23 protein-coding genes and 1 pseudogene are annotated in these 25,547 nt (G+C 74.2%); 15 read left to right on the top strand and 9 right to left on the bottom strand.

Annotated features, from left to right (window positions below; translation table 11 throughout):
- Positions 1–447: 447 nt before the first annotated feature.
- Positions 448–1,452 (bottom strand): aldo/keto reductase family protein, encoded by a 1,005-nt coding sequence (locus tag ACRWND_RS15320; RefSeq protein WP_431949455.1) that lies wholly within the window; start codon positions 1,450–1,452, stop codon positions 448–450.
- A 366-nt stretch (positions 1,453–1,818) separates the two neighbouring features.
- Between ACRWND_RS15320 and ACRWND_RS15315 the strand changes: the two genes are divergently transcribed.
- Positions 1,819–4,215, top strand: coding sequence for a Tex family protein (locus tag ACRWND_RS15315; RefSeq protein WP_431949453.1), 2,397 nt, complete (start codon positions 1,819–1,821; stop codon positions 4,213–4,215).
- Positions 4,216–4,433: 218 nt separating this feature from the next.
- Here ACRWND_RS15315 and ACRWND_RS15310 read toward each other — a convergent pair whose 3' ends face one another.
- The 3 genes from ACRWND_RS15310 to ACRWND_RS15300 are packed head-to-tail and all read right to left on the bottom strand — an operon-like array spanning position 4,434 to position 9,175.
- Positions 4,434–6,020, bottom strand: a complete 1,587-nt coding sequence (locus ACRWND_RS15310) for an alpha/beta hydrolase (RefSeq protein ID WP_431949451.1) — start codon at positions 6,018–6,020, stop codon at positions 4,434–4,436.
- A 14-nt stretch (positions 6,021–6,034) separates the two neighbouring features.
- Positions 6,035–7,564, bottom strand: a complete 1,530-nt coding sequence (locus ACRWND_RS15305; protein WP_431949449.1) for an alpha/beta hydrolase — start codon at positions 7,562–7,564, stop codon at positions 6,035–6,037.
- 48 nt (positions 7,565–7,612) lie between these two features.
- Positions 7,613–9,175 carry an alpha/beta hydrolase gene (locus tag ACRWND_RS15300; RefSeq protein WP_431949447.1) on the bottom strand — a complete coding sequence of 521 codons (1,563 nt, stop codon included), beginning with the start codon at positions 9,173–9,175 and terminating at the stop codon, positions 7,613–7,615.
- Positions 9,176–9,647: 472 nt separating this feature from the next.
- Here ACRWND_RS15300 and ACRWND_RS15295 point away from each other — a divergent pair, with 472 nt between their 5' ends.
- From ACRWND_RS15295 to ACRWND_RS15280, 4 genes are all read left to right on the top strand, one after another.
- Positions 9,648–10,970 (top strand): MFS transporter, encoded by a 1,323-nt coding sequence (locus ACRWND_RS15295; protein ID WP_431949445.1) that lies wholly within the window; start codon positions 9,648–9,650, stop codon positions 10,968–10,970.
- 482 nt (positions 10,971–11,452) lie between these two features.
- The gene (locus tag ACRWND_RS15290; RefSeq protein ID WP_431949443.1) at positions 11,453–11,833 is read left to right on the top strand and encodes a hypothetical protein; all 381 of its coding nucleotides are present in this window, start codon (positions 11,453–11,455) and stop codon (positions 11,831–11,833) included.
- A gap of 58 nt (positions 11,834–11,891) precedes the next feature.
- Positions 11,892–12,098, top strand: coding sequence for a hypothetical protein (locus tag ACRWND_RS15285; protein WP_431949441.1), 207 nt, complete (start codon positions 11,892–11,894; stop codon positions 12,096–12,098).
- A gap of 142 nt (positions 12,099–12,240) precedes the next feature.
- A complete protein-coding gene (locus tag ACRWND_RS15280; protein ID WP_431949439.1) occupies positions 12,241–12,423 on the top strand; it encodes a hypothetical protein in 183 nt (60 codons plus the stop codon).
- Positions 12,424–12,454: 31 nt separating this feature from the next.
- On the opposite strand, the gene ACRWND_RS15275 is transcribed toward ACRWND_RS15280, so the two are convergent.
- Complete coding sequence (locus ACRWND_RS15275) at positions 12,455–12,955, bottom strand: VOC family protein (RefSeq protein ID WP_431949437.1); 501 nt, start codon at positions 12,953–12,955, stop codon at positions 12,455–12,457.
- 93 nt (positions 12,956–13,048) lie between these two features.
- Here ACRWND_RS15275 and ACRWND_RS15270 point away from each other — a divergent pair, with 93 nt between their 5' ends.
- Positions 13,049–13,591: an MOSC domain-containing protein gene (locus ACRWND_RS15270; protein ID WP_431949435.1), complete on the top strand. Its 543-nt coding sequence runs from the start codon at positions 13,049–13,051 to the stop codon at positions 13,589–13,591.
- 347 nt (positions 13,592–13,938) lie between these two features.
- A complete protein-coding gene (locus ACRWND_RS15265) occupies positions 13,939–15,015 on the top strand; it encodes a PP2C family protein-serine/threonine phosphatase (RefSeq protein WP_431949433.1) in 1,077 nt (358 codons plus the stop codon).
- 15 nt (positions 15,016–15,030) lie between these two features.
- Here ACRWND_RS15265 and ACRWND_RS15260 read toward each other — a convergent pair whose 3' ends face one another.
- The 3 genes from ACRWND_RS15260 to ACRWND_RS15250 form a co-directional block, all read right to left on the bottom strand.
- Complete coding sequence (locus ACRWND_RS15260) at positions 15,031–15,915, bottom strand: peptidoglycan recognition protein family protein (protein WP_431949431.1); 885 nt, start codon at positions 15,913–15,915, stop codon at positions 15,031–15,033.
- 273 nt (positions 15,916–16,188) lie between these two features.
- Complete coding sequence (locus ACRWND_RS15255) at positions 16,189–16,977, bottom strand: class I SAM-dependent methyltransferase (protein ID WP_431949429.1); 789 nt, start codon at positions 16,975–16,977, stop codon at positions 16,189–16,191.
- Positions 16,978–16,999: 22 nt separating this feature from the next.
- On the bottom strand, positions 17,000–18,238 hold the full coding sequence (locus ACRWND_RS15250; RefSeq protein ID WP_431949427.1) for a DUF4032 domain-containing protein: 1,239 nt from the start codon (positions 18,236–18,238) through the stop codon (positions 17,000–17,002).
- A gap of 65 nt (positions 18,239–18,303) precedes the next feature.
- On the opposite strand from ACRWND_RS15250, the pseudogene ACRWND_RS15245 reads away from it, so the two are divergent.
- Positions 18,304–19,414, top strand: a pseudogene (locus ACRWND_RS15245) (NAD(P)/FAD-dependent oxidoreductase); the annotation flags it as partial.
- Between the two features lie 41 nt (positions 19,415–19,455).
- Here ACRWND_RS15245 and ACRWND_RS15240 read toward each other — a convergent pair.
- On the bottom strand, positions 19,456–20,055 hold the full coding sequence (locus ACRWND_RS15240) for a class I SAM-dependent methyltransferase (protein ID WP_431949461.1): 600 nt from the start codon (positions 20,053–20,055) through the stop codon (positions 19,456–19,458).
- Positions 20,056–20,117: 62 nt separating this feature from the next.
- Between ACRWND_RS15240 and ACRWND_RS15235 the strand changes: the two genes are divergently transcribed.
- The 7 genes from ACRWND_RS15235 (at position 20,118) to ACRWND_RS15205 (ending at position 25,355) form a co-directional block, all read left to right on the top strand.
- Complete coding sequence (locus ACRWND_RS15235) at positions 20,118–20,453, top strand: YnfA family protein (RefSeq protein WP_431949425.1); 336 nt, start codon at positions 20,118–20,120, stop codon at positions 20,451–20,453.
- 132 nt (positions 20,454–20,585) lie between these two features.
- Positions 20,586–21,356, top strand: a complete 771-nt coding sequence (locus ACRWND_RS15230; protein WP_431949423.1) for an MHYT domain-containing protein — start codon at positions 20,586–20,588, stop codon at positions 21,354–21,356.
- A 146-nt stretch (positions 21,357–21,502) separates the two neighbouring features.
- Positions 21,503–22,726, top strand: coding sequence for a nitrate- and nitrite sensing domain-containing protein (locus tag ACRWND_RS15225; RefSeq protein ID WP_431949421.1), 1,224 nt, complete (start codon positions 21,503–21,505; stop codon positions 22,724–22,726).
- On the top strand, positions 22,711–23,955 hold the full coding sequence (locus ACRWND_RS15220; protein WP_431949419.1) for an ATP-binding protein: 1,245 nt from the start codon (positions 22,711–22,713) through the stop codon (positions 23,953–23,955). The genes ACRWND_RS15225 and ACRWND_RS15220 overlap by 16 nt, the downstream gene beginning before the upstream one ends.
- Positions 23,952–24,389 (top strand): roadblock/LC7 domain-containing protein, encoded by a 438-nt coding sequence (locus tag ACRWND_RS15215; protein ID WP_431949417.1) that lies wholly within the window; start codon positions 23,952–23,954, stop codon positions 24,387–24,389. The genes ACRWND_RS15220 and ACRWND_RS15215 overlap by 4 nt, the downstream gene beginning before the upstream one ends.
- On the top strand, positions 24,389–24,784 hold the full coding sequence (locus ACRWND_RS15210) for a DUF742 domain-containing protein (RefSeq protein ID WP_431949415.1): 396 nt from the start codon (positions 24,389–24,391) through the stop codon (positions 24,782–24,784). Before ACRWND_RS15215 ends, ACRWND_RS15210 begins: the two co-directional genes overlap by 1 nt.
- Positions 24,765–25,355, top strand: coding sequence for a GTP-binding protein (locus tag ACRWND_RS15205; protein WP_431949413.1), 591 nt, complete (start codon positions 24,765–24,767; stop codon positions 25,353–25,355). Before ACRWND_RS15210 ends, ACRWND_RS15205 begins: the two co-directional genes overlap by 20 nt.
- Positions 25,356–25,547: the final 192 nt, after the last annotated feature.

The following is a 25,547-nucleotide window of genomic DNA, read 5'->3' as shown; positions in this document are numbered from 1 at the left end:
CTGGTCTTTTTCCCCCCCCCCCCCCCGCGTCCCGTTCACCGTGCCGAGGTGAGAGGCCTCCGGGTGCGGGCCGCGTTCCGGGGAACGTGGCCCTGAGCGAGGGTCGACCTCGCCGCGGTGGGGCGGCCGCGGAGGCCGAGCAGGCCCGCGCGGAAGCCGCCCCCCATGGGGGAGAGCCCGCAACTCCCTTCGCCCCGATGACCGAGGTCACTGAGGCCGCCTTCGAGATCGACGTCCTGCGACGTTCCGCCGAGGTCCAGGTCGTCGTCCGGGAGCCGACGGTCCCTCTGCTCGGGCCCCAGGGGCGGCCGCGCACCTCCGCGGGCGTCCCTTCCCAGGCATGCCCCGCGGGGCGAGGGCCGCTGTCACACCGCCTGACGCGGTACGGGCCGTGCCCGCGTCCGGCCCCGGTCCGTGGGGACCGGGGCCGGACGCGGGGCGCCGGGATCAGGGGCGGCGCACCGGGACGTTGTCGTGGACCCGCTTGGGGTCGGTGACCGCGACCGGCTCGAGGATCTCCTCGATCCGCGCCATGAGGTCCTTCTCCAGGACGACGCCCGCCGCCTTGGCGTTCTCCGCGACCTGCTCGGGCCGGGACGCGCCGACGATGGCCGCCGAGACGTTCGGGTTCTGCAGCACCCAGGCCACCGCGAGCTGGGCGAGCGAGAGACCGGCGTCGGCGGCGAGCGGCTGGAGCTGCTGGACGGCGTCGAGCACGTCGTCGCGCATCCAGCGGGCGATCATGCCCGCGCCGCCCTTGTCGTCGGTGGCCCGCGAGCCCGCCGGGGGCTCCTGGCCGCGGCGGTACTTGCCGGTCAGCACGCCCTGCGCGATCGGCGAGAAGACGACCTGGCCCATTCCCAGCTCCTCGCAGGTGGGGACGACCTCGCCCTCGATCACCCGCCACAGGGCGTTGTACTGCGGCTGGTTCGACACCAGCGGGATGTGCAGCTCCCGGGCCATCGCGTGGGCGCGCCGGATCTGCTCCGCCGGCCACTCCGAGACGCCGATGTAGAGGGCCTTGCCCGAGTGGACGACGTCGGCGAACGCCTCCATCGTCTCCTCGAGCGGGGTGGCCACGTCGTAGCGGTGCGCCTGGTACAGGTCGACATAGTCGGTCTGCAGGCGGCGCAGCGAGCCCGCGATCGACTCCATGATGTGCTTGCGCGACAGGCCGCGGTCGTTACGGCCCGGACCGGTCGGCCAGTACACCTTGGTGAGGATCTCGATGCCCTCGCGGCGCTCGCCCTTCAGCGCCTCACCGAGCACCGACTCGGCACGCGTGCCGGCGTAGACGTCGGCGGTGTCGAACGTGGTGATGCCGGCCTCGATCGCCGCGCGCACACACGCCGTGGCGGCGTCCGCCTCCACCTGCGAGCCGTGGGTGAGCCAGTTGCCGTACGCGATCTCGCTGATGACGAGACCGCTGCGGCCGAGATGGCGGTATTCCATGGGAACGAAGCCTCCGTTGGGTGTCCGTGAGTGCCGGCCGGCCACGGTGCGGGCGCACCGGGCCCGCCGGGGGCGCGACACCCGGGAGGGCGCCGGCCGCACTTACGTGGCAGGGACAAATACATCTGATCATTGCATGCCCCGGTATCGGTGCGGGGGCCGGTCCCCGGCACCCAGCCGCGCGGCCGGTTCGGTCACGGGCCGGCCCGGCCGAGGCGCGGCCCCCGCGTCCGGCACGCCCCCGACCACCGGTCCGGCACGCGCCTTCGCCGTCACTCCGGCGCGGCACGGGCCCAGGCTCCCGGCCGGGGGGCCGGGCTCCGCCATAATGCACCGGTAGTCCAGCCAGAAAGCAGGTCGCACATCGTGACGACAACGGTCTCGGTCGAGCGCAGGATCTCCGACGAGCTCGGCGTACGGGAAGGGCAGGTGCACGCGGCCGTCGAGCTGCTCGACGGCGGTGCGACCGTGCCGTTCGTGGCCCGCTACCGCAAGGAGGCGACGGGCGGCCTCGACGACGCGCAGCTGCGGACGCTGGAGGAGCGCCTGCGCTACCTGCGCGAACTGGACGAGCGGCGGGCCGCGATTCTGGAGTCCATCGAGTCCCAGGGCAAGCTCGACGACGCTCTGAAGGCGCAGATCCTCGCCGCGGACTCCAAGGCCCGCCTCGAGGACATCTACCTGCCCTACAAGCCCAAGCGCCGCACCAAGGCGCAGATCGCCCGCGAGGCGGGCCTGGAGCCGCTCGCCGACCGCCTCCTCGGCGACCCCTCTCTCGACCCGCAGGCCGAGGCCGCCGGCTTCGTCGACACCGACAAGGGCGTGGCAGACCCCGCGGCGGCGCTCGAGGGCGCCCGCGCGATCCTCACCGAGAGGTGGTCCGAGGACGCCGACCTCGTCGGCGAACTGCGCACCCGTATGTGGGAGCGGGGCCGGCTCGTCGCCAAGGTGCGCGAGGGCAAGGAGGAGGAGGGCGCGAAGTTCGCCGACTACTTCGACTTCGCCGAGCCCTTCACCAAGCTCCCCTCCCATCGTGTGCTCGCCATGCTGCGCGGCGAGAAGGAGGATGTCCTCGACCTCACCATGGAGCCCGAGGAGCCCGTCGAGGAGGGTCCCTCCACCTTCGAGCGCACGATCGCCCACCACTTCGGCATCACCGACCGCGGCCGGCCCGCCGACAAGTGGCTCGCCGACAGCGTGCGCTGGGCCTGGCGCACCCGCTTCCTCGTGCGCCTCGGCCTCGACCTGCGCGTCCGGCTGCGCCAGGAGGCCGAGGACGAGGCGGTGAGGGTCTTCGCCGCCAACCTCCGGGACCTGCTTCTCGCCGCCCCCGCGGGCACGCGCGCCACCATGGGCCTGGACCCGGGCTTCCGCACCGGCGTCAAGGTGGCCGTGGTCGACGCGACGGGCAAGGTCGTCGCCACCGACACCATCTACCCGCACGTGCCGCGCAACCAGTGGGACGCCTCCATCGCGACCCTGGCCCGGCTCGCCGCCGCCCACAACGTCGACCTCGTCGCCATCGGCAACGGCACCGCCTCCCGCGAGACCGACAGGCTCGCGGCGGACCTCGTCAAGCGGCATCCGGAACTGAAGCTCACCAAGGCCGTGGTGTCCGAGGCCGGCGCCTCGGTCTACTCCGCCTCCGCCTATGCCTCCGCCGAACTCCCCGACCTCGACGTGTCGCTGCGCGGCGCCGTCTCCATCGCCCGCCGGCTGCAGGACCCGCTCGCCGAACTCGTCAAGATCGACCCCAAGTCGATCGGTGTCGGCCAGTACCAGCACGACCTGTCCGAGGTGAAGCTCTCGCGCTCCCTCGACGCGGTCGTCGAGGACTGCGTGAACGGCGTCGGCGTCGACGTCAACACCGCCTCCGTGCCGCTGCTGCGCCGCGTCTCCGGCATCACCGAGAGCCTGGCCGCCAACATCGTCGCCCACCGCGACGCCAACGGGCCGTTCCGCCGGCGCACCGCGCTCAAGGACGTGCCCCGGCTCGGCCCCAAGGCGTACGAGCAGTGCGCGGGCTTCCTGCGCATCCCTGACGGCGACGACCCGCTGGACGCCTCGAGTGTGCACCCCGAGTCCTATCCCGTGGTCAGGCGGATGAGCTCGGCGGCGGGCACCGACATCAGGACGCTCATCGGCAACACCACGGTGCTGCGCGGACTGCGGCCGCAGGAGTTCGTCGACGACACCTTCGGTCTGCCGACGGTCACCGACATCCTCTCCGAACTGGAGAAGCCCGGGCGCGACCCGCGTCCCGCCTTCAAGACCGCCGCCTTCAAGGAGGGCGTCGAGGAACTGAAGGATCTCGAACCGGGCATGCTGCTGGAAGGGGTCGTCACCAATGTCGCGGCCTTCGGCGCGTTCGTCGACATCGGTGTGCACCAGGACGGTCTGGTGCACGTCTCGGCGATGTCCCGGAACTTCGTCAGCGACCCGCGCGAGGTGGTCAAGCCCGGTGACATCGTCCGCGTCAAGGTGCTCGACGTCGACATCCCTCGCAAGCGCATCTCCCTCACCTTGCGGCTGGAGGACGAGGCGGGCGCGCCCAAGGGAGGCCCCGGTGGCGGTCGCCAGGAACGGGGCCCCCGTCCCGACCGGCAGGACCGGGGTCCCCGTCCCGACCGCAGGGGTGGCAACCCGCCCCGCCAGTCCCGCGGCGACCGCGACCGCCCGGCCCCCGGCGGCGCCATGGCCGACGCACTGCGCCGGGCCGGCCTGGACAAGGGCCTCGGCGGAGGCAACGGCCGCCGCGGCTGAGCGCTCCCGTACCGAGACGGCGTACGCCGCCCCCGGCCCGGTCGGGGGCGGCGCGCACCGCGGGGAGAAGCGCCGGCGGGAGCCCGCGGGCCGCCGGCGGCTGAGCCTCGGGGCCCTGCGGGGTCGTACAGAGTTCACTTCTTCTTGTCGCTGAAGGCGCTGGGCCCTCACGTACGCGTACTTCGCGCCGTGCCGGACAGCGCCTTGTTCGAACGGCCTCAAGGACAGACGGTGCCGTCGGCAGGCAGCCGGCCGTGGAGGAAGTAGTCGTCCACGGCGGTGTCGATGCAGCGGCTGCCCTGGAGATAGGCGGTGTGCCCGTCGCCGTCCCAGGTGAGGAGCCGGCCCGAGGAGAGCTGGTCCGCCAGCGCGCGGGCCTGGGTGTAGGGGGTCGCGGGGTCGCGGGTGGTGCCGACGACCAGGATGGGCGGGGCGCCGCGGGCGGTGATGCGGTGCGGCTTCTGGGTCGGCGGTGCGGGCCAGTGGGTGCACAGGGGAAGGAACCCGGCGTAGTAGGCCCCGAACTGGGGTGCCACGCGGCGGAATTCGGGCAGGGCTGCACGCGTCTGCTCGGCCGTCGATCGCGGACCCAGCGCGGAACTCAGGCAGTTGACGGCCGCGAGGGACTGCTCGCCCGGTCCTTCGGCGTCGTCCGGACCGAGGAGCCGTCGCCGGGCGCCGGCATCGCCCGCCCGCACCTCGTCGAGCAGGGCGCGCAGCGCGTCCCAGGCGGGCGCCGCGAGTGCCGCGGTGACCGCCGTGAGCAGATCGTCGCCCGTGGCGGAGCCGCCGCTGCCGCCCTTCTCCCGAGAGTGCGCGTCGAGTTCCGCGACAAGACCGTCCAGGACACGGCCCGCGTCCTGGAGCGAGCGGCCGACCGGGCAGCCGGGCCGGGCGACGCAGTCGGCGGCGAAGGCATCCCAAGCCCCCTGGTAGCCGCGCGCCATGCCGAGGGTGGCGCGGAAGGCGTCCATGCCGGGGTCGACGGCGCCGTCGAGGACCATGCGGCCGACACGGGAGGGGAAGAGCTCCGCATAGGTGGCGCCCAGGTAACTGCCGTAGGAGTAGCCGAGGAAGTCGAGCCGGTCGTCGCCGAGCAGCGCCCTGACGACGTCCATGTCCCGGGCGGCGTCCAAGGTGCCGACGTGGGGGAGGAGCCGGCCGGCGGCGCGTGCGCACGCGTCGGCGACCAGCGCGAAGCCCGCCTCCGGGTCCCCCGCCCCGCCCTCGGTCGCCGGCCCTTCCGCCCCGCCCTCGCCCTCGGGGACGGGCAGCGAGGCGCGCGTCCCGCAGTCGACGGGGGCGCTGCGCCCCACGCCCCGGGGGTCGACGCCGACCAGGTCGTACGCGGCGCGCAGCGCGGGGGAGAAACCGTCGGCGTAGGACAGCAGGTCGTCCACTGCCGACACGCCGGGACCGCCGGGATTGAGCAGCAGTGAGCCGATGCGGGCGGCGCGCGGACCGGTCGCCCGGTGGCGGACGACCGCCAGCCGGATGTCGCCTCCCTCCGGACGTGCGTGGTCCAGGGGCACCGCCACCGACGTGCACTCGAACGACGCCGCTTCCGGGCAGGGCCGCCAGTCCAGCGACTGGCGGTAGTAGCGGGCCAGGTCCGGCGCCGCCGCCGCTGAAGCCGCCGCTGAAGCCGCCGCCGAGGCGGCGGAGGTGATCGGGGAGGCCGCGGTCGGCGGACTGTGCGGACTGTGCGGCCGCTGCGGCGAGCAGGCGGTCAGTACCAGGCAGGCGCTCACCAGTCCCGCCGCGACGCGCCCGCTCCGGCCGGACGCGACACCCGTGGCCCGCACGGCGGCCACCGCCGTCAGAGGCAGACCGTGCCCGCGGGCGGGAGATGGCCGCGTGTCAGGTAGCCGTCCACGGCGCTCTCGATGCAGACGCTGCCCCGGTGGTAGGCGGTGTGCCCGTCACCGTCCCAGGTGAGCAGCCGTCCGGAGGAGAACTGCCCGGCCAGCGCCTGCGCCCAGGGGTACGGGGTGGCCGGGTCCCGGAGGGTGCCCACGACGAGGACCGGCGGTGCGCCCGCTGCCGTGATCCGGCCCGGGGCCTGGTTCGGGCGGACGGGCCACCGCGTGCACATCGGCAGCGTCCCGGCGTAGTACTCGCCGAACTGCGGTGCCACGCGCCGGAACTCGGGCAGCGCCGCCTGTGCCTGCGCGACGGTCGACCACGTCCCCAGGGTGGAACTCAGGCAGGACACGGCGTAGTACGACTGGTCGCCGGGGTCTGTCTCCTCGTCCCCGCCCAGGAGCGCCTGTACGGCCGCGGTCTGGCCGGCCAGCAGTTCCGCGAGCGCGGCGCGCAGCGTCTCCCAGGCGGGGGCCCTGAGCCCGAGGACGACTGCTCCGAGGACGGAGTCCCCGGTGACGGTGGTGTCCTTGCCCTGCCGGAGAGGGGTGCGGTCAAGCCTCGCCACCAGGCCGTTCAGCGTGCGGCCGGCCTCCTGGACCGAGTGGCCCACGGGGCAGTCGGGGCGGGTGGCGCAGTCGGCGGCGAAGGACTTCCAGGCGGTCTGGTAACCCTGTGCCTGCTCGATCGTGAACGCGTAGCCGTCCAGAGCCGGGTCCACGGCGCCGTCGAGGACCATGCGGCCCACACGGGAGGGGAAGAGCCCGGCGTAGGTGGCGCCCAGGTAGGTGCCGTAGGAGAAGCCCACATAGTGGAGCCTTTCGTCGCCCAGCACGGCGCGGACGACGTCCATGTCGCGAGCGGCGTCCACTGTGCCCACGTGCGGCAGCAACCGCCCGGCGTGCCGGGCGCATTCGGCCGCGACCTGCGCGTAGGCCGCGGCCGAGGCGTCGATGTCGGCCTTGCGCGCGCCGGGGTCCTGGACGGACGCGGGGGTGTCCGTGGCGCAGTCCACCACGGTGCTGGCGCCGACGCCACGCGGGTCGACCGCCACCAGGTCGTACGCGGCGCGCACCGCGGGCGAGAAGGAGCCGGCGTTGTCGAGCAGATAGGTGATCGCGGACGACCCGGGCCCACCGGGGTTCATCTGCAGCGAGCCGACGCGCGCGGCGCCGCTGCCGGTGGCCGGCCGGCGTATCGCGGCCAGGGTGATGTCGCCCGCCTGGGGGCGGTCGTAGTCCAGGGGCACTTTGATGGTGGCGCACTGGAACGACGGCACCGCGTCGCAGGCCCGCCAGCCCGGCCGCTGCCCGTAGTAGCGGGCCAGTTCCGCCGGTACGGCGGTGAGCGCCGCCGTGGCGGGCGCCGTGGTGACCGCTCCGGCGGGTGTCTGGTGGAGGTCGCCCGCCGCGCACGCGGTGAGCAGCAGCCCGCAGCTGCCGAGCACGGCGACGACGCCGTGGAGCCTGCGTCGGGGTGGGTTCATGGCCACGCCTTTCTGTGCGCCGCGCCGGGGCGCGGGGCGGGGGTCGCGTCAGCGGCAGACCGCGCCGGTGGGCGGGAGCAGCCCGCGCAGGAGGTAGTCGTCGACGGCGGTGTCCACGCAGCGGCTGCCGCGCTGGTAGGCGGTGTGCCCGTCGCCGTCCCAGGTGAGGAGCCGGCCCGAGGACAGCTGGTCCGCCAGTGCCCGGGCCTGGTCGTAGGGGGTGGCCGGGTCGCGGGTGGTGCCGATCACGAGGATGGGACCGGCACCGCGCGCGCTGACGCGCCGCGCGACCTGTGTGGGCCGCGCCGGCCAGTGCGCGCAGGTCGACAGGTCCTCGTTGTAGAAGGCCCCGAACTGCGGTGAGGCCCGCAGGAATTCGGGCAGCGCCGCGAGGGTCTGGCCGGGTGTCGAGCGCGCTTCGAGCGCGGAACTCAGGCAGTTGACCGCCGTCATGGACGCATCACCGGTCGCGGCGGCGTCCTCGGACCCGACGACTTTCCGCAGCGCGGCGAGATCCCCGTCCCGCACACCGGCGAGCACCCCGCGCAGCGTCTCCCAGTCGGGCGCGCGCAGGGCGGTGACGACCGCGCCGAGCAGGGCCTCGCCGTCGAGGTGGTCGTCCTCGCCCCGCCGTACGGACGCGCGGTCGAGCGCCGCCACCCAGGTGTCCAGCGTGCGGCCCGCCTCCTTGACGGAGTGGCCGACCGGGCAGTGCTCGCGGCGGGCGCAGTCGGCGGCGAAGGACTCCCAGGCGGTCTGGTAGCCCCGGGCCTGGTTGAGGTAGGCGTGGTAGCCGTCCATGCCGGGGTCGACGGCGCCGTCGAGGACCATGCGGCCGACACGGGAGGGGAAGAGCTCGGCGTAGGTGGCGCCCAGGTAGGTGCCGTAGGAGAAGCCGAGGAAGTGGAGTTTCTCGTCGTCCAGCGCGGCACGGACGACGTCCAGGTCGCGGGCCGCGTCGAGGGTGCCCACGTGCGGCAGCAGGCCCCCGGCGGTCCGGGCGCAGTCCGCGGCGACCTCCGCGTGGTAGGCGGCCCAGGTGTCGATGACGGCGGCCCGGTCCGGAGGGTGCGTGCCGCGCGTCGCGGCGGTCCGGGGCCTCGCTGCACCGCAGTCCACCGGCGTGCTGTGGCCGACCCCGCGCGGGTCGACCGCGACCAGGTCGTACGCGGCACGCAGGGAGGGGGAGTAGGTGTCGGCGTAGGCCCGCAGGTCGTCGATCGCGGAGATCCCCGGCCCGCCGGGGTTGACGTGCAGCGCGCCGATGCGCTCGGCGCCGCGGCCGGTGGCGGGCCTGCGGATCACGGCCAGCGAGATGTCGCCCGCCCGCGGATGCGCGTAGTCCCGCGGCACCGTGAGGCTCGTGCACTGGAACGACCGGTCGGGGCAGGGTCGCCAGCGCATGTCCTGCGTGTAGTAGCGCCGCAGATCCAGATGGATGGTGCCGGCGGGGCTCGTGGAAGGCGGTCCGGTCGGAGCGGGCCCGGCGGTGCCGCGTGAGTGCCGCACGGCGGTGCAGGTGGCGAGCAGCATCCCGAGGGCGACCAGTGCGGCGAGCCCGCAGAGCAGTCCGCGCCTGGGTATTCGGCCGGCGGCCGGGACAGCTTTCATCGCCACGCCTTCGTTTCCGCCCGTTGCGAGACGCGGGGCTGGTCGGCATCGGTGAGCCGCCGTGGGGCGGGTGTCGGGTGCCGCCCCGACAGCGAGCGGCCACGCCGTCCCCACCTCCGGCTGCGCAACCAGGTCATCACACTTCGTGTTCGAGGGACCGCCGGGCTGGGCCGAACGCGTGAGGCGGGGAGCCGCCCCTGTGCCGTCGCGCGTGACAAGTGCCGGTGGGCCCGTACGAGTTCACGGCGACACGGCATCGCACCGACCGGGCCGGCCCGACGATCCGGGGGCGGGCCGCCCCGCCGCCGGCCCCCGGACCGCTCGCGTGCCGTGTCCCGGGTCCGCGTGCCGCGCGTTCGGTCCTCGTGAGGGCGCAGGTCCCGGCCTTGCCCGTCCGCCGTCACACACCGGGCGAAAGGGCGGGTAGTGTCTGCGGGTCAGCGATAGTTGTACGAGGAAGCAAAAAGCACCCGTGGACAGCACCGAGAAGACAGCCGGCGACGCCCCCGCCGAGGACCGCGTCGCGGCGGCCGACCGCCAGGGCCGCGGCAGCCGCCGCGGGCGGTGGCTCATGGACACCCGTCCCCTGCGCCACCCCGCCTACCGCCGCCTGTGGAGCTCCACCACCGTGACCGCTGTGGGCAGCCAGCTCACCGCCGTCGCGGTGCCGAAGCAGATCTACGACATCACCGGCTCGTCCGCGTGGGTCGGCTACTCCAGCATCGCCGGGCTGGTCCCGCTCGTGGTCTTCGCCCTGTGGGGCGGGGCGGTCGCCGACAGCGTGGACCGGCGCAAGCTGATGCTGTACACCAACATCGGCATCGCCGTGACCTCGCTGCTCTTCTGGGTACAGGCCTTCGCGGGCGCGCGGTCCGTCTGGCTGCTCATGGTCCTGCTCGCCGCCCAGCAGGCGGCGGCCGGCATGAACGCCCCGGCGCGCAGCGCCGCCATTGCCCGCCTGGTGCCCGCCGAGGAACTGCCCGCCGCCATCGCGCTCGGATCGACCGTGATGCAGACCGGCCTGATCGTCGGCCCGCTGCTCGCCGGCGCGCTGATACCGGCCATCGGCCTGCCCGACCTCTACCTCATCGACGCGATCGCCCTCACCGTGACCGTGTGGGCGGTGTGGCGACTGCCGGCGCTGCCGCCGCTGGAGGCGAGCGGGGCGCCAGTGGCCCGGCGCGGCGGCTGGCGCGAGGTGGGTGCCGGGTTCCGCTACATCACCGCGCAGCGCATCCTGCTGCTGTCCTTCCTCGCCGACATCGTCGCCATGGTCTTCGGCATGCCGCGCGCCCTGTTCCCGCAGCTCGCCGCCACCACATACGCCCCCTGGGGCGAGGGTTTCGCATACGGCCTGCTGTTCGCGGCCATCCCGGTCGGCGCGGTCGCCGGCGGGCTGTTCTCGGGCACGTTCTCCCGCGCCAAGCGGCACGGTCTGATGGTCGTCATCGCCGTCTGCGGATGGGGGGCGGCCGTCGCCGGGCTCGGGTTGAGCGGCAGTCTGTGGTGGGCGGCGGCCTTCCTCGCGCTGGCCGGGTTCGCCGACATGGTCTCGATGGTGTTCCGCAGCGCGATCCTGCAGTCGGTGGCGACGGACGACATGCGCGGCCGCATGCAGGGCGTCTTCACGGTCGTCGTGGCAGGCGGTCCCCGGGTGGCCGACCTGCTGCACGGCACGGCCGCCTCCGCGTTCGGGACGCGTACCGCGGTCACCGCGGGCGGAGTGCTCGTCATCGTGGCGATGCTGGGCCTGGCGGCGGCGTTCCCCGCCTTCACCCGCTACAAGGGAGCCTGAGCCCGGGCATGGGTCGGGGGAGAGTCGCCGAGCGCCCCGGCACCGCTGTGGCGGTTCCCGGCGGGCGACCCGGCCGCCACCCCGTCCTGGTCGGGCACGTGCGGGGTGGGGCACGTCCGCGAGGTTCCGGGCGGAGTGCCGGGAGCGATCGTACCGGCTGGGGTGTCCTGAGCGGCCGAGGGGGTCCGGCGTGCCCCGCAAGGGTGCGCGGTGGCGCTTCGTCTGCCGAAGGCCGCCGAGGGCTGAGGTTGTGAAGAGCCAGGGGTCCGCCGCACAGGCCCGGTCGAACGCCGTGGAGGACGCGGACGGCGAGGGACGCGCGCCACGGGCCCTCCACCCTCACCCCCGCGCGATTCGCGTGCGGGCGCGGCGGCGCGCACTGCGCCCGCCGGGTGAACGCGTGTGCCGATCAGCGTAGTGCGCCACCCGGTCCGAGCGCGCGCCCGGTTAAGAGTGGGGGTACGCATCCGGAGGAGCAGCGCATGCCGCATGGCGCAGCGGGACGTCCCCGCCGGGTCCCGGCAGGGGCCGCCGTCGGGCTTTTCGCGGCCCTGGTGTGCCTGCTCCACGCGCTGTGCGCACCGGGGGTCGCGGCCCTGCAGCCGCTGGAACCGGTGGCTGCCTTCGCCGTCGCCACCCACGACGGGGACGAGCAGAACCAGCACCTTCCGGTGGGCGTCGGGCGGCGGACCGCCCCGCCGGCCGCTCCCCAGCAGCGTGCCGGCGCCGTCCAGGGCCACGCGGCGGACATCGTCCACGACACCTGCCCCCCGAATCCCGTCGGCGCCGCGCTCCGCGGCCCCGCCCGGCACGTCGCCCCCGCGGGCAGACCCGACCACCTGCACCTCGTCCTGCGCTGCTGACGGCGCCCGCGGTCCTCGCCCATGCGGCGGACCGCAGCGTACCCATGCCCGAAACGGGGTGTCAGCAGGACGAGACCAGCAGGAGGACCCCACCATGCCCGTGGACATCTACGCGGCCCTAGGCGCGCTCGTGCGCGCCGAGGCGGTCCGCGACCGTGAACGGCCGACCGCCCCCGACGGGCCGGAGACGGCCCCGGAGTGCTCGGCGCCGCAGGACGCGCCCCCGCAGGAAACCAGGGAACTGGCCGAACGCCGTCACGAGTGAGCTCCCGCCGGTCGCGCCCTGCCCGATGCGGGCGGGGCGCGCCGTGCGGGTGGACCGCGGCGCCTGCTGCGGGGAACCGCGGCGTGCGGTCCCGCGTTGATCCCAGTGAGCGCGGCATGTGCCGCGGACGGAGGGCGGGAAGATGTCGAATCGCGCGAAGGTCGCCGTCGGCGGCGCGGCCGTCGGCCTGATCCTGTTGTGGGTGCTGCCCTGGTGGCTGGCCCTGCTGGTCATCGTGGGCGTCCCCGTGGCCGCCTACCTCACCCTGGACCCCTCCCAGCGGCGCAGGCTGCGCCGGTCCGGCAGGCGCCAGATCGGAAGGTGACGGCGCCGCGGACGCGCGGTGCGGCCCGTGCTCAGGTCACGGAGCCAGCGGCGGCGCCGGTCCTGCGGTCGGGCCCCCAGCGGTCCAGCGCCGCCTGCAGGTCGAGGGGGAGCGGTGCGGCGAGTTCCTGGTCTTGGGGCCAGTCCTCGCGGGGGACACGCCACATCACCTCGAACTCGTTGCCGTCCGGGTCCTTGGCGTACAGCGACTTCGACACGAGATGGTCGCTGGAGCCGACGAGCGCGCCGCGTTCGCTGAGCAGACGGGCGGTGTCGGCCAGTTCGCGGAGTGTGCCGACCTCCCAGGCCAGGTGGTAGAGACCGACGCGGCCCTGCTCGGGGCCGGGCGCGTCCGGGCCGATCGCGAACAGTCCCAGGTCGTGGTCGTTGAGCGTGCCCGCGGCGCTCAGGAAGGCGGCGCGTCCGGGGATCTCCGTGTCGACGGTGAAGCCGAACACGGCGGTGTAGAACTCCACCGACCGCGCGACGTCACGGATGTAGAGCACGGCGTGGTTGAGACGGCGAACAGGCATGAGTCCACCTTACGGCGGCATCATTGAAAGTTCAATGAAGCTCCTGGTTAGACTGAGGGTATCCCGAACCGACCGAGGGGGGAGCAGGCGACCATGACCGCGACCGTCACCGCCGTCAGCCGCGACGAGGGGCACCACTTCAGCAAGCCCGCCCGGGGCAGCATCCGGCTGCTGGCCGGGCTCGGCGTGGAGGGGGACGCCCATCTCGGGGTGACGGTGCAGCACCGGTCGCGGGTGGCCCAGGACCCGACGCAGCCCAACTTGCGCCAGGTCCACCTCATCCACGGCGAACTCCACGACGAGCTGCGCGCCGCCGGCTTCGAGGTCGCCCCGGGCGAGCTCGGCGAGAACGTCACCACGCGCGGCGTCGACCTGCTGGGCCTGCCCGTCGGGACACGGCTGCGGCTTGGTGCCGAGGCCGTCGTCGAGGTGACCGGTCTGCGCAACCCCTGCCGCCAGATCGACGGCTTCCGGCCGGGTCTGCTGCGGCAGGTCGTGGGCAGGGACGAGCGCGGGGCGGTCGTCCGCAAGGGCGGGATCATGGGCGTGGTCCTGCACGGCGGGGAGGTGCGGCCCGGCGATCCGATCGCCGTCGAGCTCCCCGAAGGGCCGCACCGTCCGCTCGAGCGGGTCTGACTCAGGACAGCGCGCAGGAGTCGACGACGTCCCCGCTCGCCGGCCGGGGCACCGTGCGGTCCGCGGGAGGCGTCCGGCTCCGCTCCACCCATGAGGTCAGGGCGTCGAACGCGGCCCGGTAGCGGCGAGGCCGGCGGCCCGCCGGTGGATCGTTGCGACGGCGGTTTCCACGACGTACCGCCGATGCCGGTGCCGTGCCGCCGCCTTCGACGCGGCGCACGCCCGCCTCGAGGTCGGCTGACGGCACCACAGCGAGCTCGCCGCGGGTCGTGGCACGCGGCCACGACCCGCGACCGCGGCCGCCTCTGAGACGCGCGGCCCGCGCCGCTCACGGATACGGTGCGTGCATGGGCACGGCTCCGGCCGAGGACGGCACGCTGCGGATCGGCGCACCGCCGCGCTGGTTGCGCGTGCTCCCGGTCGCCCTGCTCGGCGCGCTGATCCTGGCTCAGGGCGTCACCCCCGGCGACGTGGAACTCGGGGCCTACTACGCGGCCGTCGCGCCGCTCGCCGCGCTCACCTACGGCGTGGCGGGCACCGCGATCCTGGCCACCACCGTCGTGGTCGTCATGGAGCTCCCCGTGGTGGGCTCGGGAACGCTGGTCGGCGCCGAGCTCGGCGCCGTCGTGCTCATCGGCGCCCTCAGCGTGGTCATCGCCGCGCTGCAGCGGCGCTTCCGGGGCCGGCTGGTGCTGGCCCGGTCGGTGGCGGAGGCAGCGCAGCTCGCCGTCCTCGCCCCGGTGCCCGGCGATGTGGGGCAGGTGCGTTGCGCCGCCCTGTACCGGGCCGCACAGCGCGGCACCCTGGTGGGCGGCGACCTGTACGACGTGCGGAACGGGCCCCATGGCGTACGGGCGCTGGTCGCCGACGTGCAGGGACACGGCCTTGCCGCGGTCGGCACGGTCGCGGCCCTGCTCGGCGCCTTCCGCGAGGCGGTGCTCGACCAGCGGGAGCTGCGCGGTGTGGCCCGGCGTCTCGAACGGCGGCTGTCCCTGGACGCGGCCGGGGACGACGAACTGTTCGCCACCGCCCTGCTGCTGGAGTTTCCCGACGACGGGTCATGGGTGCGGCTGGTCTGCCAGGGGCATCCGCCCGCCCTGCTGCTGCGCGGCCGCGAGGTACGGGAGCTCACGTGCGAGCACGGTCCGCCGCTCGGCGCCGGGCTGCCCGGACAGGAACCGGCGCCGCCTTCCGTCGTGCCCCTGGTGCCGGGGGACGTGATCCTCGCCTATACCGACGGGGTGACCGAGGCCCGTGACGCCGCCGGGGTCTTCTACCCGCTTGCGGAACGCCTCGCCGCCTGGCTGGCCGAAGGTGCTGTCCCCTGTCCTCAGGCCGTTGTCGACGCGGTGTGGGAAGACCTGCACCGGCATGCGGGTGCGGTGCGCGACGATGTCGCGCTGCTGGCGCTGGCGCCTCGCTGATCGCGGGCGGGCCGGTCAGTCGTCGCTTTGCGCGGCGGCCGGCGGGGGGCGGCCCTGCAGCCTGGCGGCCTCGGTGCGGATCTCCGGGAGCTTGGCGTACAGCTCCTTTCCGGGGCAGTCGGTCATGTACGCGTCCCGGTGGCCCGCGATCACGTGGAAGACCGCCCGCTCGCCCTTCTTGAAGCGGCTCTTGCTGCTGCTGGACACCAGGGTGACCTTCCCTCGGGGATCGATGTCGGACAGCCCGAGCTTCCAGGCGGCGAGCCGCGCGATCGCCTCGGCCATCGCCGGCGGGACGCTGCCCTTGTCGTCGTAGGTGCCGATCGCGGCGATGCCCATGGTGTCCTGGTTGAAGCCGAGGGAGTGCGCCCCGGTGACGGGGCGGTCGGAGCCCCCGGCCCGTCCCTCGTAGATCGTGCCGCACTTGTCGACGAAGAAGTTGTAGGCGACGTCGTCCCAGTGGCGGCTCTGGATGTGGCCGGAGTAGATGTCGCGGATGGTTTCTGGCACGTCCGCGCACTTGTAGCCGTTGCCGCTGTCCGTGTGGTGCAGGAACACCGCCTTGACCGTGGCGCTGTAGTGCGGGGGCTCGGTGCGCAGCGACTCGTCGGCGCCCCAGCTCTTGCGGGGCACGATGGCGGGTTCGCGGGCCGGGTGGAGCGGTACGTGCTGCAGCCCGGCCCGTGCGGCCGGGTCGGGGAGGGGCATGAGCTGCGGGCTTGGTGCGGGGCGGGCGTGGACGGGGGGTGGGTCGGTGCGGATGAGCAGGCTCTGCACCCCGATGGCGGCGACGGCGACGGCACCGGCCGTCGCGGCGGCCGTCGCCCAGACGCGGGTGGCACGCCGTGGACCTCCGGCCGCGCGGCGGCGCGCGTGCTTGGCCGCACGGTGTGAACCCATGGAGCGAACATCAGCTCATATGACCGGCGCGCGTGGAGGGGACACGCCGGGTGGGCGGCTCGCCTCACCCGGATGCGCCGGTGCCTGCGGCGTGTCTCGAGGTCCGATGCCCGGCGCTCGGCGGGGCGGGACGAAAGCGGCGTCCCACCCCACGGCGAAGCGTGCCGCCTGCCCTCCGGGACAGCGGCGGTCAGGGGGAGAACGGCTGCGAGCCCGCGGGGGCCGTGACGCGCCGCCCCTGCACACCTCGTACGCGCCTGGCCTGCGGCAGCGTCACAGCCGCCGCGTGATCCGCAGCTCCGTCAGGTACCGCTTGACGACGCGGCCGCCGTAGCGTCCGTCGATCAGCGCGCGGACACACGCGAGCAGGCCCTCGCGAAGCACGGCGGGCAGTGCCCGGTGGTTGGAGTAGCTCAGCAGCAGATCGAGGTACTCGTCGGTGGTGTAGGGCAGTTCGCGCTCGTAGCGGTGGAAGACGGCCGGACCGAAGCACCCGGAGCGGTCGGTCTCCCCGCTGTCCGCGGGAACGAGAGCCGCCGCGCTCGGCCGCGGGCGAGGCGGCCTCTCCGGTGTGAAGCGCTCGTAGCACTCCTGCACGTCGGCGAAGAAGTCCCGCGAGCCGCCGTCCACATGGTGGGTGGCGATGACGGCCAGCACCCCGCCGGGGCGAAGGGCCTCGGCGCACTTCACGACGGCCACCGCGGGATCGATCCAGTGGAAGGCCGTGGCCGCGACCACCGCGTCGAACGGCTCGTCCGGGAGCGGCCAGTCCTCGAAGGCTGAGACGACCACCTCGGCCCCGGGGGAGGCCGCCAGCCTGCGCCGGGCGACCGCCGCCATCGACGGCCCCAGCTCGACCGCCGTGACGCGGAAGCCGCGCGCCGCGAGCGGCACGGTGGCCTGCCCGGTCCCGCAGCCGATCTCCAGCACGCGCGCGCCGGGACGAAGGCCCGCCACGGCGGTCAGGTCGTCGAAGACCACGCCGGGATATCCGGGCCGAACCCGGTCGTACAGTTCGGCGTCCTCGTCGAAGACGCCCCTCAGCGAACTGCGGTCGGTCATCCGCCGAGATTACTCCCCGGCCCTACTCCGGCGGCAGGGGAACGGCGGGTCCCTGCGGCGACGCGAGGAGCACGGTGCGGACGTAGTCCTCGACCGCCGCGTCCAGGCCCACGTCGCGCTGCGCCCGCTCCGACATCAGCCAGCGGTGCTCCAGCAGCTCGTGGTAGATCTGCGCGGTGTCCAGCGAGCCGCGCAGTTCCCGCGGCACGGCGCGGACCGTGGGCCGGAAGACGTCGCGGACCCACCGGTGGGCGAGCACCTCGGGGCGGGCGCCCAGCGGGTCGCCCGGGGCGTAGTCCTCCTGGGTCGCCATCCATGTCTCGAGGTCGTTGAGGAGGCTGCGGGCCTGGTTCTCCTCGGCGTCCAGGCCGGTGAGCCGGAGCAGTTGGCGCTGGTGGTGCCCGGCGTCCACGACCTTGGGCAGGAATGTGATGTTGTCGCCGTCGGGCGACTTCTGGATCTGCATCTCCGCGACGTCGAATCCGAGGTTGTTCAGCCGCCGGATGCGCCGGTCGATGTAGTGCCGCTTGGCCACCGGGTACACCGACTCGCGGGTGAGCTCGTGCCACAGCTCCTCGTAGCGGTCCGCGATGGCCTGGCCGAAGGTGATCGGGTCCACCGCGGGGTGCAGCGAGCCGCCCGCCTCAAGGTCCAGCAGCTCGCCCGCGATGTTGACCCGGGCCACCTCGATGTCGTAGTCCCGCTGGCCGCGCGAGAGGGTGGGCTGGATCTGTCCCGTCTCGGCGTCCACCAGGTAGGCGGCATAGGCGCCCGCGTCACGCCGGAAGAGGGTGTTCGACAGCGAGCAGTCGCCCCAGGCGAAGCCCGCCAGGTGCAGCCGGACCAGCAGAACGGCGAGCGCGTCCAGCAGCCGGTTGACCGTGCCCGGGCGCATGGTCGTCTCGAACATCGAGCGGTAGGGCTGCGAGCCGACCAGGTGGCGGGTGATCAGCACCGGCTCCAGCGGCTCGCCGCGTGCGTCGGTGCGGCCGGTGACGACGGCCAGGGCGTCGACCGCGGGTATGCCCATCCGGTCCAGGTCGCGCAGCAGCCCGTACTCCCGGACGGCGGCCCACTCGCCGACCTCCTTGACCGCCACGACCTCGTCGCCGGCCAGGGCGAAGCGAACGACGTGCCGCGAGATGCCGCGCGGCAGCGCCACCAGGTACTCCTCCGGCCACTCCTCCAGCGGCACGTTCCACGGCAGGTCGAGGAGGGCCGCCGGATGGTCCGGGGAGGTCGCGGTGATCTGCAGGTCCATGGCCTCCAGTCTGCGGCACGGGGGCGGCCGTGCCGGACACCGGGGCGGCACATACGCTGCGGGGCATGAGGGAACGGCTGGTGGTCGTCGGCGGGGACGCCGCGGGGATGTCGGCGGCGTCCCAGGCGCGCAGGAGGAAAGGGCCCGATGAGCTGGAGATCGTCGCCTTCGAACGCGGGCGCCACACCTCCTACTCCGCCTGCGGGATCCCCTACTGGATCGCGGGGGACACCACCGGCCCCGACGCGCTGATCGCCCGTGCGCCCGAGCAGCACCGCGCCCGCGACATCGACGTGCGGCTCGGTGTCGAGGTCGTGGAGATCGACCGGGACCGAGGGCGGGTGCGCACCCGCGACGTCTTCGGGGCGGAGGACTGGACGGGGTACGACCGGCTCGTCATCGCCACCGGCGCCGTCCCCAAGCGCCCGCCGATCCCGGGGATCGACGCGGCGGGCGTGTACGGCGTGCAGACCCTCGGTGACGGGGAGGACATCCTGGACGCCCTCGACAGCAGGCCCCTGCGGAACGCCGTCGTGGTCGGCGGCGGCTACATCGGCGTGGAGATGGCCGAGGCCATGCTGCGGCACGGGCTCCGGGTCACCCTCGTCGAACGCTCCGAGCAGCCCATGGCCACCCTGGACCCGGACATGGGCCGGCTCGTACGGGAGGCCATGGAGGGCCTCGGCGTCACCGTCGTCACCGGGGCCCCCGGTGCGCGAGGTGCTCACCGGGGCGGACGGCCGGGTCCGTGCCGTGGCCACCGACCGGGGCGAGTACCTCGCGGACGTCGTCGTGCTCGGTCTCGGCGTCACGCCTGAGACCGGCCTCGCCCGTGACGCGGGGCTGCCGGTCGGCGCCCACGGCGGGCTGCTCACCGACCGCGCGATGCGCGTGCGCGGCGAGGAGGCGATCTGGGCGGGAGGGGACTGCGTGGAGGTCCTCAACCTAATCTCCGGCGGGATGCAGCACATCCCGCTGGGCACCCACGCCAACAAGCAGGGCCGGGTCATCGGCACCAACATCGGCGGCGGCTACGCCACCTTCCCCGGCGTGGTGGGCACGGCCGTCAGCAAGGTGTGCGACCTGGAGATCGCCCGTACCGGGCTGAAGGAGTCCCAGGCGCGGGCCGCCGGGCTGGCGCCGGCGGCCCTGCCCGCTCAGCACACCCGTGCCGGCGCGGACGCCCATCGGCGGAGCCCGACACCGCGCGACGACCGCTACCCGAGTGACGACGCCATCGCCAGGAACCGCTCGTCGGTGTCCGTGTACGACGTCATGGTCCAGCCCGAGGACTCCAGCAGCGGCCCCAGGTTGGGCTCCGCCCTCACGTCGTCAGGGGTGAGCTCACGGCTCTGCCGGGCGGCCAGTGCCGCCCGGCCGATCGGGTGGAAGAGCGCGAGCCGGCCGCCCGGCCGGGTGACCCGGGCCAGCTCCCGCAGGCACACCCGCGGGTCCGGCAGGTGCCCGATCAGCCCCGCGGCGAAGACGGCGTCCAGGGCGCCGTCGCGCAAAGGGAGCCGGGCGCAGTCGGCCAGCAGCAGGGCGCCGTGTTCACGGCGACCGGCCCGTACCGCCTCGGCGAGCATCTCGGGCGTCAGATCGGCGCCGACGACCGTCCCGGACGCTCCCACGGCCGCCCGCAGGAAGGGCAGCGCCCGGCCCGTGCCGCACCCCGCGTCGAGGACCGCCTGTCCCTCCCGCAAGCCCAGTTCGGCTACAGCGGCCCGGTAGGCGGGGGCGTCGTCGGGATAGCGGGTCTCCCAGCCGGCGGCGCGGGCGGCGAAGAAGGCGCGGACCTGTGCGGGATCGGTGTGCACGACGACCACCTCCGGTTGGGGGCCCGCCCGGGAGGGCACGGGGTACGGGGCATCATGGTCGCATGATCCCGCTGCGTTCCGTCGCCTTGTTCTTGCTCGCCGCGCTGCTGGAGATCGGCGGGGCCTGGCTGGTCTGGCAGGGGCTGCGCGAACACCGCGGTTGGGTGTGGATCGGCGCCGGCGTCATTTCCCTGGGGCTCTACGGGTGCGTCGCCACCCTGCAGCCGAACGCCGAGTTCGGCCGCATCCTCGCCGCCTATGGTGGTGTGTTCATCGCGGGCTCGCTCGCGTGGGGGATGGCGGCCGACGGTTACCGGCCGGACCGCTACGACGTGGCGGGCGCCCTGGTGTGCCTGGTGGGCGTGGGCATCATCATGTACGCGCCGCGCAACGGCTGAGACGCTTCCTTTGCGCAGGTTCGTGCCGAACACGATCGTCAAGGTCCCCAGTCGGCAAGCGCGTTGTCAAAAGCGGCAGGGTTCAGTCATGGCACGAGCGTGCCACCACGTTCGCACTAGCGTCCCGGGGCCATGGGACACATGGACCACGCCGCCTTCGGCTGGCTGACACCGCTGCTCTCGTACGCCATGGCGTGCGTGGGTGCCGCGCTCGGACTGCGCTGCACCGTACGGGCCCTGGCCACGACCGGCCGTTCCCGGCGCAACTGGCTGATCACCGCCGCGAGCGCTCTGGGCACCGGTATCTGGACGATGCACTTCGTCGCCATGCTCGGCTTCCGCGTCAGCGGCACCGAGATCCGCTACGACGTCCCCCTGACCGTCCTCAGCCTGGCCGTCGCCATGGTGGTCGTCGGTCTCGGGGTCTTCGCCGTCGGGTACGGAGGCAGCCGCTTCCGGGCCCTGGCGGTGGGCGGCCTCACCACGGGTGCCGGCGTGGCCAGCATGCACTACCTGGGCATGGCCGCCGTACATCTGCACGGCACGGTGGCCTACGAACCCTGGCTCGTGGCGCTGTCCGTCGTCATCGCCTGGGCCGCCGCGACCGCCGCCCTGTGGGCGGCGCTCACCATCCACCGGCCCGTGATCGTCGCCGTCGCGTCCCTGGTGATGGGCGCCGCCGTCAGCAGCATGCACTACACCGGGATGCTCGCCGTGGACGTCCAGGTCCGACCCTCGGCGGATGTGCTGCCCGGAGCAGAGGCGATGGCGTTCCTCTTCCCCCTCATCGTCGGGCTCGGCTCCTACCTCTTCCTCACCTCCGCCTTCGTCGCGCTCTCACCGACGGCGAGGGAACGCGTGGCCTCCGCGACCGCGCAGCGCGTCGGCGAGGGCGCCCTGTGACGCCGCCACGGGGCCGCAGAGCGCACGCCGGGCTCCCCGCGGACGAGAAGCCCCTCGGCGAGAACGACGGCATATAGGGCGACGCCGCGCGCGGGCGGCCGAGCCTGCGGCCGAGGAGCGTACGCGCGAAGATCGTGTCCCTCCTCATGGTGCCCATCGTGTCCCTGATGGCGTTGTGGGCCTTCGCGGCCGTCACCACAGCCCAGGACGTCTCCGGGCGGCTGCGCGCCCAGCGCGTCGCCGAAACGGTCCGCGAGCCGGTCGCGGGCGCCGTGACCGCCCTGCAGGCCGAACGCCGCGCCGCCACGCGCTACCTGACCCGGCCCACCTCCGGGGCGGCCGCCGATCTGAGCAAGCGCGCCGCGGCCACCGACCGCGCCGCCGCGAGGCTGCGGCTGGACGGCGGCCACACCGTCGCCGAGGGAGCGGGCCTGCCGGGCGCCGCGGTCGTACGGGTCCGCACCTTCGTCGGCGAACTGGAGCGCCTGCGCGGCTCCCGCGGGGACATCACGCGGGGCACGGCGGACTGGCGGGAGACGTACCAGTCCTACACCGGCGCCATCGACGACGGCTTCGCGATCGGCGGCGCCCTTGCCGCGTCCCGCGGTGAGCACGTCGCCCTGGAGATCGACCGTGCCGCTGAACAACTGTCCCGTGAGGACGCGCTGCTCACCGCGGCGGCCCTCACCCGTGACCTTCCCGCGGACCGCTACCGCGAACTGAGCGGCGCCGTCACCGCCCGCCGCGTCCTGGTCGCGGGCTCCACGGCCGACCTCGGCGGCCGCGGCCGCGGCGCCTGGGACCGGCTGGCCCGCTCCACCGCGTACGTGGACCTCGAGGCCATGGAGGACGCCGTCCTCGACGCCGGGCCCGGCAAGGCGGCCGCGGACGCCACGAGTCCCGACGTCTGGGACCGGACGGCAGCGCAAGTGCTGTCCGGGCTGGGCCACGTCGCCGAGGCCGCCGCACCGGCCGACCGGACCGTCGCGGACGGCCTGTCGAGTCCCTCGGGCATCGCCGTCATGCTCGGTCTGCTCGCCGTCCTCGCCTCTCTCCTCATCTCCGTACGGATCGGCCGCGGCCTCGTCGTCGAGCTGATCGGCCTGCGCAACACCGCACTCGAGCTCGCTCGCCGCAAACTGCCTCAGGCCATGCGGCGGCTCCGCGCGGGAGAGGAGATCGACCTGGGCAAGGAGGCGCCCCTCGGCAGGCACGGCGCCGACGAGATCGGCCAGGTCGCCGAAGCCGTGGCCACTGTGCAGCGTGCCGCGCTGCGTGCTGCCGCGGAGCGCGCCGAACTGGTCGACGGCGTCTCCGGCGTCTTCGTCAACCTGGCCCGCCGCAGCAGGTCCTGGTGCACCGTCAGCTAGCCCTGCTGGACGCCATGGAACGGCGCACCGAGGACCCGGGCGAGCTGGAGGACCTGTTCAAGCTCGACCACCTCACCACCCGTATGAGGCGGCACGCCGAGGGACTGATCATTCTCTCCGGCTCCGCTCCCGGCCGCGCCTGGAGCAAGCCCGTGCCCCTCACCGATGTGGTGCGCGCCGCCGTCGCGGAGGTCGAGGACTACGCCCGCGTCGAGGTCCGCCGGCTCCCGCAGGCGGCGGTCATCGGCTCCGCGGTCGCCGACCTCACCCATCTGATCGCCGAACTCGTCGAGAACGCCACCCAGTTCTCCCCGCCGCACACCAAGGTGCGCGTCGACGGCGAGCAGGTCGGCAACGGCTACGCCCTCGAGATCGAGGACCGCGGCCTGGGCATGGGCAACGAGGCCATGGCGGAGGCCAACCGGCGCATCGCCCGGACGGAGGCGCTCGACCTGTTCGACAGCGACCGGCTGGGCCTGTTCGTCGTCAGCCGGCTCGCCCGGCGGCACGACGTCAAGGTCTCACTGCGCTCCTCCCCGTACGGCGGGACCACCGCCGTGGTCCTCCTGCCCACCGCCCTGGTCGACATGAGGGCACCCGAGGCCCGCGCCGAACGGGGAGCCGGGGCGGGGAGCCCGGTGGCCGGCCCGCACGGACCTGCACCGCGCCAGGAACCCGCCCAGGTCCCGACGGCCCCGGCGGCCTTCCCTCGCGGCCACGGCGACGCCGCACCGCCGCACCCCTCCGTGCCCCGGCCCGTCCGTCTGCCCGCACCCGGGGCGGCTGCGGCCACCGCCCCGGAGCGAGGTGCCGCGCCCGCATCCGCGGCGGCCGAGGCTCCCGCGTCCTCCGCCGCCGGCGTACTCCCGCGCCGCGTACGTCGCGCGAGTCTCGCCCCGCAGCTCCTCGAGCCTCGCGCACCCGAACCCTCCTTCGGGCCGCGGGACACGGGGCGTGACGCCCCCGAGCGGACGGCGGAGCAGGCGCGTTCGACGATGGCCGCCTTCCGGCGCGGCTGGGTCCGCGGCGGCGGTCCTGCGGCCCGTGACACCACCGACGGGCAGGCCGCCGGCCCGACCCCCCTGCGACCCGCCCCGGAGCCCGGCGGCGGCCGGCCCGCTCCCGGGGAGACGGGCCCCTGGGGCGGTCCGCACGCACTGCCCGAGGAAGGCGGGCGGCACCACGCCCGCGGTACGGACCCGGCACCCCGCGAAGGAGAGCTCGAATGATCGACACACCGAACCGGTCCGGTGAACTGGACTGGCTGCTGGACGACCTCACCGACCGGGTGGCCCACGTCCGGCACGCCGTGGTGCTGTCGGGCGACGGCCTGGCCGTGGGCTCCTCGTGCGGGCTGACCCGGGAGGACGCCGAGCACCTGGCTGCTGTCGCATCGGGCTTCCACAGCCTCGCCAAGGGCGCCGGTCGCCATTTCGAGGCGGGCCGGGTCCGGCAGACCATGGTCGAACTCGATCAGGGTTTCCTCTTCGTGGCCGCCGCGGGTGAGGGATCGTGTCTCGCGGTGTTCACCGAGGCGGGAGCCGACATCGGGATGATCGCCTACGAGATGGCCCGGCTGGTCAAGCGCGTGGGGGAGCACCTGTACACCCCACCGCGCCTCGGCGCCGCCGAACCGGCCGCGGGCCGGTCGGCGAACGGGTGATGGACGGCGGACACTCGCGCGGGCCGGACGGCCTGTGGTACGACGACGCGGCCGGGCCCATGGTGCGTCCCTACGCCGTGACCGGCGGCCGCACCCGGCCAGGCGCAGCTGTCGCCGCATTGGACCTGATCGCCCTGGTGCTCGCCGAACCTGGCGCCGCGGACGATCCCACGCTCGCCCCCGAGCACAGCGCGCTGCTCGCGCTGTGCCGGGACGAGCCCCTGTCGGTCGCCGAACTGGCGGCCGACGCCGACCTGCCGGTGGGCGTGGTACGCGTGCTCCTCGGCGACCTGCTGGCGCTCGGCGGCGTACGGGTGAGCAGACCCGTACCGCCGGCGCAGCTACCGGACGAGCGCATCCTGCGAGAGGTGATCAATGGACTCCGGGCACTCTGAGACGCCGGTCATGGCCCTGAAGATCCTCATCGCGGGGGGCTTCGGGGTCGGCAAGACCACCATGGTGGGTGCGGTGAGCGAGATCCGGCCGCTGCGCACCGAGGAGCAGTTGACGGAGGCCGGCCGTCATGTGGACGACACCATGGGCGTCGAGCGGAAGTCCACGACCACCGTGGCGATGGACTTCGGCAGGATCACCATCAGGGCGGGACTGTCGCTCTACCTGTTCGGCACCCCGGGCCAGGACCGCTTCTGGTTCCTGTGGGACGAGCTGTCACAGGGCGCGCTCGGCGCGGTCGTGCTCGCCGACACGCGCCGTCTGGAGGACTGCTTCCCGGCCGTGGACTTCTTCGAGCACCGGAAGATTCCCTTCGCCGTCGCCGTCAACCGCTTCCCCGGAGCGCTGGAACACCGTCCCGAGGACATCGCGCGCGCCCTCGACCTGCAAGCCGGCACCCCTGTCGTCCCTTGCGACGCCCGGGAGCGCGCGTCGGGCAAGGAGGTTCTGGTCGCCCTCGTCGAGCACGCCGGGCGGATGCACGCGGCCCGCCTCCTGGAGTCGGTGCGCTGACCGCCGCGCGGGCCGAGCGCCTTGGCGCCGTTCGCCTATGGCGCCATTGACCGTGCATCGGCAACCGGCCGAGAACGGCGTGCGTACGGCCGGCCGGTAGGGGTGCACGGGCCCGGCTCCCCTACCGCTGGAGGATTCCGCACGGCCTCGGCGTGTCCTCGCCCATGGAGCGTGCGGCGATCCGGGTGGCCC

Source organism: Actinacidiphila sp. bgisy167 (assembly GCF_965342175.1).
Lineage (GTDB): Bacteria > Actinomycetota > Actinomycetes > Streptomycetales > Streptomycetaceae > Actinacidiphila.
Note: the sequence above shows the minus strand (reverse complement) of the source record. Positions and strands in the feature narration are given on the sequence as shown.

Coding starts and splice junctions, on each gene's coding strand:
- ACRWND_RS15235 (WP_431949425.1), top strand. CDS start 20,118: ATGATCCCGCTGCGTTCCGTCGCCTTGTTCTTGCTCGCCGCGCTGCTG.
- ACRWND_RS15215 (WP_431949417.1), top strand. CDS start 23,952: ATGATCGACACACCGAACCGGTCCGGTGAACTGGACTGGCTGCTGGAC.
- ACRWND_RS15320 (WP_431949455.1), bottom strand. CDS start 1,452: ATGGAATACCGCCATCTCGGCCGCAGCGGTCTCGTCATCAGCGAGATC.
- ACRWND_RS15265 (WP_431949433.1), top strand. CDS start 13,939: ATGGGCACGGCTCCGGCCGAGGACGGCACGCTGCGGATCGGCGCACCG.
- ACRWND_RS15290 (WP_431949443.1), top strand. CDS start 11,453: ATGCCGCATGGCGCAGCGGGACGTCCCCGCCGGGTCCCGGCAGGGGCC.
- ACRWND_RS15255 (WP_431949429.1), bottom strand. CDS start 16,977: ATGACCGACCGCAGTTCGCTGAGGGGCGTCTTCGACGAGGACGCCGAA.
- ACRWND_RS15275 (WP_431949437.1), bottom strand. CDS start 12,955: ATGCCTGTTCGCCGTCTCAACCACGCCGTGCTCTACATCCGTGACGTC.
- ACRWND_RS15210 (WP_431949415.1), top strand. CDS start 24,389: ATGGACGGCGGACACTCGCGCGGGCCGGACGGCCTGTGGTACGACGAC.
- ACRWND_RS15305 (WP_431949449.1), bottom strand. CDS start 7,564: ATGAACCCACCCCGACGCAGGCTCCACGGCGTCGTCGCCGTGCTCGGC.
- ACRWND_RS15205 (WP_431949413.1), top strand. CDS start 24,765: ATGGACTCCGGGCACTCTGAGACGCCGGTCATGGCCCTGAAGATCCTC.
- ACRWND_RS15270 (WP_431949435.1), top strand. CDS start 13,049: ATGACCGCGACCGTCACCGCCGTCAGCCGCGACGAGGGGCACCACTTC.
- ACRWND_RS15230 (WP_431949423.1), top strand. CDS start 20,586: ATGGGACACATGGACCACGCCGCCTTCGGCTGGCTGACACCGCTGCTC.
- ACRWND_RS15260 (WP_431949431.1), bottom strand. CDS start 15,915: ATGGGTTCACACCGTGCGGCCAAGCACGCGCGCCGCCGCGCGGCCGGA.
- ACRWND_RS15225 (WP_431949421.1), top strand. CDS start 21,503: ATGGTGCCCATCGTGTCCCTGATGGCGTTGTGGGCCTTCGCGGCCGTC.
- ACRWND_RS15300 (WP_431949447.1), bottom strand. CDS start 9,175: ATGAAAGCTGTCCCGGCCGCCGGCCGAATACCCAGGCGCGGACTGCTC.
- ACRWND_RS15250 (WP_431949427.1), bottom strand. CDS start 18,238: ATGGACCTGCAGATCACCGCGACCTCCCCGGACCATCCGGCGGCCCTC.
- ACRWND_RS15280 (WP_431949439.1), top strand. CDS start 12,241: ATGTCGAATCGCGCGAAGGTCGCCGTCGGCGGCGCGGCCGTCGGCCTG.